Origin of the sequence: Kluyvera georgiana (genome assembly GCF_050990895.1) — a bacterium.
GTDB lineage: Bacteria > Pseudomonadota > Gammaproteobacteria > Enterobacterales > Enterobacteriaceae > Kluyvera > Kluyvera georgiana.
Window position 1 is genome coordinate 2,188,760 of sequence record NZ_CP158865.1, and the last position, 13,498, is coordinate 2,202,257.

Annotated in this window: 7 protein-coding genes; 5 read left to right on the forward strand and 2 right to left on the reverse strand. The window is 59.1% G+C overall.

All coding sequences use genetic code 11. The features are described 5' to 3' along the window. The first annotated feature begins 7 nt into the window (after window positions 1–7). From ABTW00_RS10395 to ABTW00_RS10410, 4 genes are all read left to right on the forward strand, one after another. On the forward strand, window positions 8–796 hold the full coding sequence (locus ABTW00_RS10395) for an ABC transporter ATP-binding protein (protein WP_433640593.1): 789 nt from the start codon (window positions 8–10) through the stop codon (window positions 794–796). Window positions 797–807: 11 nt separating this feature from the next. After that, on the forward strand, window positions 808–4,872 hold the full coding sequence (nirB, locus tag ABTW00_RS10400) for a nitrite reductase large subunit NirB (RefSeq protein ID WP_433640596.1): 4,065 nt from the start codon (window positions 808–810) through the stop codon (window positions 4,870–4,872). Next, window positions 4,869–7,475: a molybdopterin-dependent oxidoreductase gene (locus ABTW00_RS10405; RefSeq protein ID WP_433640599.1), complete on the forward strand. Its 2,607-nt coding sequence runs from the start codon at window positions 4,869–4,871 to the stop codon at window positions 7,473–7,475. The genes nirB and ABTW00_RS10405 overlap by 4 nt, the downstream gene beginning before the upstream one ends. A gap of 123 nt (window positions 7,476–7,598) precedes the next feature. Continuing rightward, the gene (locus tag ABTW00_RS10410; protein ID WP_122983149.1) at window positions 7,599–8,984 is read left to right on the forward strand and encodes a YchO/YchP family invasin; all 1,386 of its coding nucleotides are present in this window, start codon (window positions 7,599–7,601) and stop codon (window positions 8,982–8,984) included. 43 nt (window positions 8,985–9,027) lie between these two features. On the opposite strand, the gene narL is transcribed toward ABTW00_RS10410, so the two are convergent. Both narL and narX read right to left on the reverse strand, forming a co-directional pair. Continuing rightward, window positions 9,028–9,678, reverse strand: a complete 651-nt coding sequence (gene narL / locus ABTW00_RS10415) for a two-component system response regulator NarL (RefSeq protein WP_035895589.1) — start codon at window positions 9,676–9,678, stop codon at window positions 9,028–9,030. Next, on the reverse strand, window positions 9,671–11,470 hold the full coding sequence (gene narX, locus ABTW00_RS10420) for a nitrate/nitrite two-component system sensor histidine kinase NarX (protein WP_433640604.1): 1,800 nt from the start codon (window positions 11,468–11,470) through the stop codon (window positions 9,671–9,673). Before narX ends, narL begins: the two co-directional genes overlap by 8 nt. 310 nt (window positions 11,471–11,780) lie before the next feature. Here narX and narU point away from each other — a divergent pair, with 310 nt between their 5' ends. After that, window positions 11,781–13,172: a nitrate/nitrite transporter NarU gene (narU, locus tag ABTW00_RS10425; RefSeq protein WP_065356685.1), complete on the forward strand. Its 1,392-nt coding sequence runs from the start codon at window positions 11,781–11,783 to the stop codon at window positions 13,170–13,172. Window positions 13,173–13,498 lie beyond the last annotated feature (326 nt).

Below are 13,498 nucleotides of genomic sequence, written 5' to 3' on the forward strand. Positions count from 1 at the left end.
GAACACCATGAAACCCTTAATTCAGGTCCAGGCCGTGAGCCAACGTTTCCATACTGCCAGCGGTGAGTTTCTGGCCTTACAGAACGTCTCTTTTGATATCCATGAAGGTGAAACGGTGAGCCTGATTGGCCACTCCGGCTGCGGTAAGTCGACGTTGCTTAACCTGATTGCCGGGATTACGCTGCCGACCGAGGGCGGGCTTATCTGCGATAACCGGGAAATCGCCGGTCCCGGGCCGGAGCGCGCGGTAGTGTTCCAGAACCATTCGCTGCTGCCGTGGCTGACCTGCTTTGACAACGTCGCGCTGGCAGTGGACCACGTCTTTCGCCGCACGATGAGCAAGGCCGAGCGTCAGGAGTGGATTGAACACAATCTCGACCGCGTACAGATGGGGCACGCGATGCATAAGCGTCCGGGAGAAATCTCCGGCGGTATGAAGCAGCGCGTCGGCATCGCCCGCGCGCTGGCGATGAAACCGAAGGTGCTGCTGATGGACGAACCCTTTGGCGCGCTGGATGCGCTGACCCGCGCGCATCTGCAGGATTCGGTGATGCAGATTCAGCAGGCGTTGAACACCACCATCGTGCTGATTACTCACGACGTGGACGAAGCGGTACTGCTCTCTGACCGGGTGCTGATGATGACCAACGGCCCGGCGGCGACGGTGGGCGAAATTATCGATGTGAACCTGCAGCGTCCCCGCAATCGGGTTCTGCTGGCGGACGACAGTCGTTACCACCATCTGCGTCAGCAGATCCTGCATTTCCTCTACGAAAAACAGCCGAAAGCGGCGTAAGGGGCGGGCCTATGCGGAAACTGGTGATGATCGGCAACGGCATGGCGGCAACCCGGCTGGCGGAAAAGCTGGTTGCGATGGCGCCGGGAATGTTTGCCATAACGATTATTGGCGATGAACCGCGCCCGGCTTACAACCGCATTCAGCTGTCACCGGTACTGGGGGGCGAGAAAACGTTCCATCAGACGCGGCTGCTGCCTGAGGGCTGGTATGCCGAACACCGGGTTACCGTGCGTCACGGCGAGACGGTGCTTGAGGCCAATATGGCGACACGGCAGGTGCGTACCACCGCGCGTACGCTGGCATGGGATGAGCTGGTTTTCACCTGCGGTTCATCGCCGTTTCTGCCACCGCTGCCGGGGATCGATTTGCCGCACGTTTTTGCCTTTCGGACTCAGTCAGACGTTGAGGCGATTCTGGCCACGTCGGGTGATGCGGTGGTGATCGGCGGCGGGGTGCTGGGCGTCGAAGCGGCAGCAGCGCTGCGGCGTAACGGTGACAACGTCACGTTGGTGCAACGCAGCGACCGCCTGATGGAACAACAGCTCGACGCGCAGGCAGCGGCGCTGTTAACGCAGCGTTTGAAGGAGCGCGGTATTGCCTGCGCGCTCAACGCCGGCATTACGCAGATTACCCCGCAGGCGGTGGTGCTTGACGACGGCCGCCGCATTCCGGCCCGCCGGGTCGTGATGGCCACCGGCGTGCGGCCCAATATCGCGCTGGCGCAGCGCAGCGGGCTGGCCTGCCAGCGCGGCATTGTGGTGGACAGGCAGCTGGCGACGGCGGTAGCGGGCGTCAGCGCCATTGGCGAATGCTGCGAAGTTGACGGACAAACCTTTGGTCTGGTCGCGTCCTGTATGCAGCAGGCGGAGGTGCTGGCGGCACGGCTGTGCGGCAAGCCTATCGCAGATTTCCGCTGGCAGGACGCCGGCACGCGACTCAAGGTCACCGGCATCGACCTGTTCAGCGCCGGAAAGGTACAGGCCGATGAGGGCGATGAGCAGTGGGCTTCACTCGACCCGCTGAGCGGCCATTACCGTCGCTTGCTGGTGCGTGACGGCAAGCTTTCTGGCGTATTGCTGTTAGGCGACTGCGCCAGCGCCGCGACCTTTACCGATTTACTGCACTCCACACAGCCTGCGCAAGCGGGTTGGATCTTCGACCAATTCACGACGCAGCCGTCGGCTGCAGGAACGCAAACAATGACGAAATCAACCTTAGCGGTGGTCGGGCACGGCATGGTCGGCCACCATTTTCTTGAGCAGTGTGTCAGCCGTAATTTGCACCAGCAGTATCAGATTGTGGTTTTTGGCGAAGAGCGCTATGCCGCCTATGACCGCGTGCATCTGTCGGAGTATTTTGCCGGACGCAGCGCCGACTCGCTGTCGCTGGTAGCAGGGGATTTCTTTGCCGAGCACGGTATCGAACTGCGCCTGTCGCAGCGCGTGACGGCGATTGATACCGAGGCGCGCCTGATTCGCGACGCCGACGGCCATGAACTGCATTGGGACAAACTGGTGCTGGCGACCGGCTCATACCCGTTCGTGCCGCCCATTCCAGGCAACACGCTGGCGGGCTGTTTTGTCTATCGCACGCTGGACGATCTCGATGCGATTGCCGCCCGCGCGCAAACCGCGCGCCGCGGCGTGGTTATCGGCGGCGGCCTGCTAGGGCTGGAGGCGGCAAACGCGCTACGCCAGCTGGGACTGGAGACGCACGTGGTGGAGTTTGCGCCAAACCTGATGGCGGTGCAGCTCGACAACGGCGGCGCGGCGATGCTGCGTGAGAAAATTACTGAACTGGGCGTGAGCGTCCACACCAGCAAAGCCACTACCGGTATTACGGAGTCGGAAAACGGCCTGACGCTGAGCTTTGCCGACGGAGAAAGTTTGACCACCGATATGGTGGTGTTCTCGGCGGGGATCCGCCCGCAGGATAGCCTGGCGCGCAGCGCGGGCTTGCGTCTCGGTGAGCGCGGCGGCATCGTCATTGATAACCAATGCCGTAGCTCCTGCGAGGATATCTACGCCATCGGCGAGTGTGCGCTGTGGGACAACAAAATCTATGGTCTGGTGGCGCCTGGCTACCAGATGGCACGAGTCACGGCGTCCACGCTGGCGGGCGAGGCGGGCGAATTTACCGGCGCGGATATGAGCACCAGGCTCAAGCTACTGGGCGTCGATGTGGCCTCGTTTGGCGATGCCCAGGGCCGCACCGCCGGCTGCCAGAGCTATCAGTGGATCCACGGCCCGGAGCAGATCTACAAAAAGATTGTCGTCAGCGGCGACGGGAAAACTCTGCTGGGCGGCGTGCTGGTCGGGGACGCCAGCGATTACGCCACCTTATTGCAGATGATGCTGAACGATATGGCGCTGCCTTCGCGCCCGGAATCGCTGATTTTGCCTGCGCTGGAAGGCAGTGCGCCGAAAGCGCTGGGCGTTGCGGCGTTGCCCGATAGCGCGCAGATCTGCTCGTGTCACAACGTCAGCAAAGGCGATATTTGTCAGGCGGTCAGTAACGGCGCGACCTCCCTCGGCGCGATTAAAAGCTGTACCAAAGCGGCGACCGGCTGCGGCGGCTGCAGCGCGCTGGTGAAACAGGTGATGGAGTACCAGCTGGCGCAGCAGGGCGTTGAGGTGAAGAAGGATATCTGTGAACATTTTGCCTATTCGCGGCAGGAGATTTATCACCTTGTACGGGTCAATCGTATTCATACCTTCGAACAGCTGATTGCCCGTTACGGCCACGGTGATGGCTGCGAGATTTGTAAACCGCTGGTGGGCTCGGTGCTGGCGTCCTGCTGGAATGAATATCTGCTGAAACCGGCGCATCTGCCGCTGCAGGATACCAACGATCGCTACTTTGCCAATATTCAGAAGGACGGCACCTACTCGATTGTGCCACGCATGCCCGCCGGCGAGGTAACGCCGGATGGCCTGATTGCTATCGGTCAGATCGCCAAACGCTACGCGCTATACAGCAAAATCACCGGCGGCCAGCGAATTGACCTGTTTGGCGCGCGGCTGGAGCAGCTGCCGGAGATCTGGCGAGAGCTGCTCGACGCCGGATTTGAAACCGGCCACGCCTACGGGAAATCGCTGCGCACGGTGAAATCCTGCGTCGGCTCAACCTGGTGCCGCTACGGCGTGCAGGACTCTACCGGGCTGGCGGTGACGCTGGAGCATCGCTATAAAGGGCTGCGTGCGCCGCACAAAATCAAAATGGCGGTCTCCGGCTGCACCCGCGAATGCGCCGAGGCGCAGGGCAAGGACGTGGGGGTGATTGCCACCGACAAGGGCTGGAACCTCTATCTGTGCGGTAACGGCGGGATGAAGCCGCGCCACGCGGATCTGTTCGCCAGCGACCTTGATGACGCCACGCTGCTGCGCACCATCGACCGCTTCCTGATGTTCTATATCCGTACCGCCGACCGGTTACAGCGCACCAGCACGTGGATGGATAATCTCGAAGGCGGCATCGAGTACCTTCGCAGCGTCATTATTGACGACTCGCTGGGCATCGGCGACGAGCTGGAGCAGGAAATGGCGCGGGTTATCGACAGCTACCAGTGTGAATGGCAAACGACCCTCAACGATCCGCAGCGTCTGGCGCTGTTCCGCTCCTTCGTGAACAGCGATACGCCGGATGAAGCGGTACAGCGTCACGCGGTGCGCGGCCAGCCGCAGTTAGCCGTGGTGAGCGAATTGCCGTCGCTGCCGGGTAGCCGCAAACCGTGGCAGGCCGTCTGTTCGCTTGAAGATATTCCGCCGCAGGCCGGTATTGGCGCGCGCCTCGGTGAGATGCAGATTGCGCTGTTCCGCCTTAACGATAAGGTTTACGCGCTGGATAACCAGGAACCGGGAAGTCAGGCCAATGTCCTGTCGCGCGGTATTCTGGGCGACGCGGGCGGCGAGCCGATCGTTATCTCGCCGTTGTACAAACAGCGCATCCGCCTGCGCGACGGGCGGCAGAGCGAGAGCGGCGAGCAGGTGGTGCGCGCATGGCCGGTGAAAATTGAAGACGGCACGGTATGGGTCGGTAACCAGGCGCTGGTTATGCGCGCGGAGGCCTCATGACGGAGACGAAAACCACCTGTCCTTATTGCGGCGTCGGCTGCGGCGTGCTGGCGCGGGTCAAGGACGGGATTGTGAGCGTGCAGGGCGATGAGCAGCATCCGGCAAACTTTGGCCGACTGTGCGTAAAAGGCGCGTCGCTGGCAGAAACCACCGGCCTGGAGGGGCGCTTATTGCACCCGCAGCTGGATGGCGAACGGGTCAGCTGGCCGCAGGCGCTGACGGCGGCGGGCGAACGCCTCAGGGCGATTATCGAGCAGTACGGCCCGCAGGCCGTTGCCTTTTACGCCTCTGGCCAGCTGCTGACCGAAGACTATTACGCCGCCAACAAGCTGATGAAGGGATTTATTGGCGCGGGCAATATCGATACCAACTCCCGACTGTGCATGTCATCGGCGGTGACCGGGTATAAACGCGCTTTTGGCGCGGATGTCGTGCCGTGCAGCTACGAGGACGTTGAAGGTAGCGATCTGGTGATTCTGGTGGGGTCCAACGCCGCCTGGGCGCATCCGGTGCTCTATCAACGGCTGGTGCAGGCAAAGCAGAATCGGCCTGAGATGAAGATCGTGGTGATTGACCCACGGCGTACCGCGACCTGCGATATTGCCGACCGCCATCTGGCCATTGCGCCGGGTACCGACGGCGGGCTGTTTGTCGGTTTGCTCCACGCGCTGGCAGAACACGGTATCGTTGACGAACGCTATGCCGATACCCCCGCTGCGCTGGCGGCTGCCGAAGGCTGGACGGTCGAGAAAGTCGCTGACTTTTGCGGGCTGCCGCAGAACGACGTGCAGGCGTTTTATCAGGAATTTATCGCCGCGCCGCGGGCTATCACGCTCTATACCATGGGCATTAACCAGTCTTCGAGCGGCAGCGATAAATGTAACGCCATCATTAATGTGCATCTGGCCAGCGGTAAATTTGCCCGTGAAGGATGCGGCCCGTTTTCGCTGACCGGACAGCCAAATGCCATGGGCGGGCGCGAAGTCGGCGGGTTAGCGACCATACTGGCGGCGCACATGAACTTTGAACCGGCGGATCTTGCCCGCGTGGCGCGCTTCTGGGGCAGTGAGCGTCTGGCGCAGACGCCGGGGCTGATGGCGGTGGATCTGTTTAGCGCCATTGGACGTGGTGAGGTGAAGGCGGTATGGATTATGGGCACCAACCCGGCAGTGTCGCTGCCGGATAGCCATGCGGTAAGTCAGGCGCTGGCGGGCTGCCCGCTGGTGATTGTCTCTGAAGTCGCTGCGGATACCGAGACGTCGCGCTATGCCGACATTCGTTTTCCGGCGCTGGGCTGGGGGGAAAAAAACGGCACCGTCACCAACTCAGAGCGCCGTATCTCCCGGCAGCGGGCGTTTTTACCTCCGCCGGGAGACGCGCGCCCGGACTGGTGGATCATCGCCCAGGTTGCCGGGCAGTTGGGCTACGCACAGGCGTTCGGCTGGCAGCATCCGCATGAAGTTTTCAGCGAGCATGCGGCGCTGTCCGGCTTCGAGAACGATGGCGAACGGGCGTTTGATATCAGCGGGCTTGCCGAGCTGACCCGCGCGCAGTGGGATGCGTTGGCCCCCGTGCGCTGGCCGGTGGCGCGCCGCGGGCATCCTCTCGATCTGTCGCGCGGCTGGCGCAGCGACGGCCAGCTACGCATGGTGCCGGTCACGCCGGGTGAGATGCGGGCGCGCCGCCAGCCGTTGTATCCGCTGATCCTCAACAGCGGGCGGGTGCGCGACCAGTGGCATACCATGACCCGTACCGGTAACGTGCCGCGTCTGATGCAGCATATTGCGCAGCCGATTGTCGAGATTGCCCCGCAGGATGCGGCCCATTTCTCGTTACAGCATGGCGGGCTGGCGCGAGTGAGTTCACCGCGCGGGGTGATGGTGGCTCGGGTTGTTGTCTCTGATGCTCAACGCCCGGGTTCGCTGTTTACGCCGATGCACTGGAACGACTGTTTTGCCCGCCAGGGTAAAGTTAACAGTCTGGTCGCGCCGGTGGTCGATCCGCACTCCGGGCAGCCGGAAAGTAAACAAACGGCGGTGCGGATCGCGCCATGGTTGCCGCAGTGGCAGGGCGAACTGTTCTCGCGCGTGTCGCTTGCGCTGCCGCGACATATGCACTGGTGGCGCAAAGCCGCACCGGGGCTACATCATTTAACACTGTGCGGCGAACGCGACATTCAGGCGGCGCTACTGGCGACCTGCCAGCACCACGGCTGGCAGGTTCAGGTCGCCAGCCTTGGGGAAACCTGGCATCTGCTGGCGTGGCTTGAGGGGCGGTTAATGCTGGGCTTCTGGAGCAGCAAAACGCTGCCGGAGATTGACGTCGCGCTGATTTCCCGCGCCTTTGCCGAGGCCCCGCAGACCCTGACTGAGCGGCATACGCTGCTGGGTGGGCGCGATATGGCGCGTCCGGCGACGGGGAAAATTGTGTGTAGCTGTTTCAGTATAGGTGAAAAAAACATCACGGAAGCCATTGAAAAACAAGGGTGTTCGACGGTCGCCGAACTGGGATGTCGCCTGAAATGCGGCACCAACTGCGGTTCCTGTATTCCCGAGCTGAAGGCGCTGCTGGCCTGCACTGTGCGGCAAACGACGATTTCATAGCCATTCAGTCTATTCCTGGAATGCGGCGCGAAGGCTGAAGGATAAGGGTAAAGGGGGTAAACTAAAGGCTTTGGGGTCGCTGATTTCTGACTCCTGTTTGTCGCTGGCTATGAGGTTGCGGTTTTGTCTTTGCGTTTTTACTCGTCATTTTTCGTCCTGCTGGTGTTGGCCAGCGGCGGCGCCCGGGCGCGGCAGTCGTTTATCGAAGAGGCGGAACACCCTTTCGATAACCTGCCGGATCTCGGCATCGCGCCGGAAAGCCGCGATAGCGAAAAACAGTTTGCCGAAATGGTGAAGTCTTTTGGCGAAGCCAGCATGACCGATAACGGCCTGGACACCGGCGAACAGGCGCGGCTTTTTGCGCTCACGCAGGTGCAGGAGAAGCTGAATAGCGAAGTGAACCAACAACTGGGTAGCTGGCTTTCGCCCTGGGGCAATACGGATTTTCAGATGCTGGTGGATGAGAAGGGTAAGTTTACCGGTAGCCACGGCAGTTGGTTTGTGCCGTTACAGGACAACACCCGCTATCTCACCTGGACCCAGATAGGGTTAAGCCAACAGGACGAAGGAACGGTAGGGAACCTCGGCGTCGGCCAGCGTTGGGTCGCCGGGCGATGGTTACTGGGCTATAACACCTTTTACGATAGCCTGCTGGATGCCGACCTTAACCGTGGCGGCATCGGAGCGGAAGCCTGGGGCGAAAATCTACGCTTTTCAGCCAACTACTATCATCCGCTTCATGACTGGGAAAACAGCGGTACGACGCTACAACAGCGTATGGCGCGTGGCTACGACGTGACCGCGCAGGCCTGGATTCCTGCCTGGAACCACATTAATACCAGCCTGAGTGTGGAACAGTACTTCGGCGATAGCGTCGATTTATTCCGCAGCGGCACCGGTTATCATAACCCGGTCGCGGTTTCGCTTGGCCTTAACTATACCCCCATTCCGCTCCTCACTTTCAGCGCTCAGCACAAGCAGGGAGAGAGTGGGGTGAATCAAAATAATCTCGGCATGAAGGTCAATTTCCGTTTCGGTGTGCCGTTGAAGAAGCAGCTGGCGGCTGATGAAGTCGCGCAAACTCGCACTCTGCGAGGCAGCCGCTATGACGCGCCAGAGCGCAATAGTTTGCCGGTAATGGAGTATCGTCAGCGTAAGAGCCTGACGGTGTATCTGGCCACGCCACCCTGGAACCTGACCAGCTACGAAACGGTCGAGCTGAAACTGCAGGTGCACGATGAGTACGGCGTGAAGTCGCTAACCTGGCAAGGTGATACCACCGCGCTCAGCCTGACGCCGCCAGCGTCAAATAACAGCACCGACGGGTGGAGTATCATTATGCCCGCGTGGGATTACACGCAGGGCGCCAGCAATACCTGGCATCTGTCGGTGGTGGTGGAGGATAAGAAGGGGCAGCGCGTGACCTCTAATGAGATTACGCTGGCGTTGACCGAACCGGTTGTCAGCTTCACGCCAATGGAAAATGGCTGGTCGAGCATGATGCCTTAATTGTGCGTGACAGGGCCTGTCACGACAATTAAGTGGCGGATAGTCAGAAAATACGTTCCTGATGCACCCAGACCGCGGCTTCGACGCGCGACTTCAGCTTCATTTTCTTCAGCATATGCTTCACGTGTACCTTGACGGTGCTTTCGGTGATGTCCAGACGACGCGCGATCATCTTATTCGGCAGACCTTGCGCGATCAGTTTCAGAATATCGCGTTCGCGGGGCGTCAGCTGATTGATGTCACGATCGGAGGTCGCACGGTTGGCGCGCAGGCTGGCTGCGAGAACCGGGGTTAACGCTTCGCTCAGCACCATTTCGCCCGCGGCAGCCTGCTGCAGGGCTTTCAGCAGGTCTTCCGGCTCCATATCTTTCAGCAGATAGCCGTCCGCGCCGCGTTTCAGCGCGGTGACAACATCTTCTTCATGGTTGGAGACGCTGAAAACGACCACGCGGCCAGAGAGCGATTTCTCGCGCAGCTTGTCGAGGGTTTCCAGACCGTTCATACCGGGCATGTTGAGATCGAGCAAAATCAGATCTGGATCGAGCGTTTCTGCCAGCTCAATGCCTTGCTCGCCGTTGCTGGCTTCGCCAACGACCTGAATATCCGACGCCATACTGACCAGCTGTTTTACGCCGGTACGCAGCATAGGATGATCGTCAATTAGCAGGATGGTAGCCCGTTCCTGATTACTCATGGATTTCTCCTTGGAAGGTTGAAAGCGATTTTTCAGGGATAAACGAGACCACGACTTCAGTGCCGCCGCTTTCGCGGCGACGAACCTGACAATCGCCACGCAGGCTCTGTGCGCGGTCGCGCATAATAATAAGACCATAATGGTTGCTGCGTTCAGCATGTAACGGTACGCCGCAGCCGTTATCCGCCACCACCAGTTTGACCTGATTACCCTGTTGGGTAACGGTGACCTTCACGTCGCTTGCCTGCGAATGCTTCAGCGCATTGCTGAGCGCTTCACGGGCGATTTGCAGCACGTGAATGGCCTGATGCGAGGGGACGTAGCGCGGCGGTAGCTGATAGTCCAGCTGTACCGGGAAACCAAAGTGCTTACTGTATTCCAGGCAGCTGGCTTCCAGCGCCGGGCGGAGTCCCGACTCGGTCAGCTTCAGGCGGAAGGTGGTCAGCAGTTCGCGCAGTTGCGCCCACGACGTATTCAGCTCGTTACGGACCTGGCCAAGCAGTTCACGGCTTTCTGCGGACGACTGTTCGTTCTGCATCATTTGCAGACAGCTGACCTGCATTTTCATACATGAGAGCGACTGGGCGATGGAGTCGTGTAATTCGCGGGCAATGGTGGCGCGCTCTTCCATAACGATCAGCTGCTGTTGGCGCTCAAGCTGTTTATCCAGCGCCAGCGTCGAGGTCAGTTGTTCGAGCAGCGTATCAACCAATTGCTGCTGATCGTGGCTCAGCTCGCGTCCATGGGGCAGGGTGGCCAGCAGAATGCCGTACTGGTTGCGCGGGTCGGTAAGACGCCATTTCAGCGTCGCGCCTTCGGTCGCCGACATATCAACGTCGCGTGGACACAGGTAACAGCCTTTATCGTCGCATTCCCAGCCCGAATGACAGCTAAACTCCTGGTGGTTCTCTTCATCTTCTGTGTCGTAGACCCGCACTTCAATTTCCCGTAGCGGCGTCAGCTCTTGCAGACCGTTCAACACGGGTGAGATGCGTTCGCACAGCGGCGCGCTACTGTGCAGGCGACGGTTGGCCTGCCACAGGAAGGAGAGAATGGCATTTTTCTGCTCCAGCCCCGCGGTTTTTTCCTGCACCCGGCGTTCCAGCGACGCATAGCTTTCAGCCAGTTCGGCAGACATGTTGTTCAGCGCCATGCCGAGCGTCGCCATTTCATTACGTCCGCCGATCTGCGCGCGATAGGTAAAATCGCGATGGCTGATGGCTTCCGCCATCCGCAGCAGTTGACGCCACGGATGCAGCAGGCGTGTACGCAGCCAGAAGACGGTAAAAATAAACAGCACGGCCATGAAAAAAGCCATCAGGCGGTGCATCCACACCACGTGAGAGATGCGCTCTTCGGTGGTGTGATCGAAAACGGTGACTAACTGATTAATGCGGTCGACGAAGCCCGAGACATCGGAATTCACTTCATCCTGACTTTGTGCGCGGCGAATGTCGGGCGCCAGATGATTCAGCCAGTACTGCTGTAGCGCTTTGAGCTGCGGCACCTGGCCATCGCGCTCGGCTGCCAGCTGCAACTCAGGGCTGAAGACGGTTTTTTGCATTTCATCAAACAATGGCTGGTCGCGCTCTTGCACGGGAATGGCCGCCAGCAAACGGTAGCTCTGCATGCGCAGGGAACCTGCCTGGTTAATGGCGTGCGCGCTGCCCTGGACGCCGTTGACCAGGCGTGCGGAAATCATCATGCTTGCCACCCCGATGAGGGTAGACAGCAGGACGATGAGGGCCAGTTGATTCACCAGCGTGAGTGGTGTAAAAAAACGTCTAAACATTGTGCGTTACGGCTCCTGACGGAAGGCTCTCCGGCGAGTGGCGTTATTTTCGGCTATCGCCTGGAGTATACCCATACCCACAAAGGGTTACCCCTTTATTTCCATGATAGTCAATGTGTCTGGCGGAGAGGAGTAGCAGCGTAACAGCCGCGTGAAATGACAGGTTTTTTTGGGCAATAAAGGCTACTCCTTAAGGATGATGCTGTTTTTTTACGCATTCTGTAGCCAACTTTTCCTTTGATTTATATCAACTTACCTCGTGGTGTAAACCCTAAGGTGCGAGGGTTGATATTAATAATCAGAGGTGTCTATGAGTCACTCCACTGCTCCTGAAAGGGCAACCGGCGCTGTCATTACCGACTGGCGTCCGGAAGATCCGGCATTCTGGCAGGAACGCGGCCATCGCGTCGCAAGCCGGAACCTGTGGATTTCAGTACCGTGCCTGCTGCTGGCTTTCTGCGTATGGATGCTGTTCAGCGCCGTTGCGGTCAATTTACCAAAAGTGGGCTTCCAGTTTACGACCGACCAACTGTTCATGCTGACGGCGCTGCCGTCTGTGTCAGGGGCGTTGCTACGCGTTCCGTATTCCTTCATGGTGCCGATGTTTGGTGGCCGTCGCTGGACGGCGTTCAGCACCGGGATCTTAATCATTCCATGCGTATGGCTCGGTTTTGCGGTGCAGGATACCTCTACGCCGTTTAGTATCTTTATCATCATCTCTCTACTGTGCGGCTTTGCGGGCGCAAACTTCGCTTCCAGCATGGCTAACATTAGCTTCTTCTTCCCGAAACAGAAGCAGGGCGGCGCACTGGGCCTGAACGGCGGGCTGGGTAACATGGGCGTGAGCGTCATGCAGCTGGTGGCTCCACTGGCGATTTCGCTGTCTATCTTTGCCGCCTTCGGTAGCCAGGGCGTACAGCAGCCGGACGGCTCTGAGCTCTTCCTGGCGAATGCGGCGTGGATCTGGGTACCGTTCCTGGCCATCTTCACTCTTGCGGCCTGGTTTGGTATGAACGAGCTGGCAACCTCTAAAGCATCGCTGAAAGAGCAGCTTCCGGTGCTGAAACGTGGTCACCTGTGGATCATGAGCCTGCTATACCTGGCGACTTTCGGCTCGTTTATCGGTTTCTCCGCCGGTTTTGCCATGCTGTCGAAGACCCAATTCCCGGACATTCAGATTCTGCACTACGCCTTCTTCGGGCCGTTTATCGGCGCGCTGGCGCGTTCTGCGGGCGGGGCTATCTCCGACCGTCTGGGCGGGACTCGCGTGACGCTGATTAACTTTATCCTGATGGCGGTATTTAGCGCGCTGCTGTTCATGACCCTGCCAACCAACGGCGAGGGGGGCAACTTCATTGCTTTCTACGTGGTCTTCCTGGCGCTGTTCCTGACGGCCGGTCTGGGTAGCGGTTCTACCTTCCAGATGATTTCCGTTATCTTCCGTAAGCTGACGATGGATCGCGTGAAAGCTGAGGGCGGTTCTGACGAGAAAGCGATGCGCGAAGCGGCCACCGATACGGCGGCAGCGCTGGGCTTTATCTCGGCGATTGGCGCTATCGGCGGCTTCTTTATTCCGAAAGCGTTCGGTACCTCGCTGGATTTAACCGGTTCACCGGCTGGCGCGATGAAAGTGTTCCTCGTGTTCTATATTGTCTGCGTGGTGGTGACCTGGGCAGTATATGGTCGCAAAGCCAAAAAATAACGTTTAACGTTATTTAAAAATAAAGGCGCGAGTTTTCGCGCCTTTATTACGTCTTAGCTTAGTTACAACATACTGTTGGTGTTACGCCAATTTTGCCGCGTGCCAAAGTGGGCTTAGCAGGAGGGGAAGAGGACTCTACCCCTTAATACCAGACGACCTCTTTTTTACAGGCTGAAACATTATTCATTTATCAAAATCCCTTATTTTACAATGCATTATAAAATGCAAGTGTGTACCACCTTGGTGGTATGTTGCTTTTTGGCCGCAATTGTTAAGCCTGTCCGCCTTGATCGTTATCAATTCCCTCCATCTTTCAGCGCGTTAAC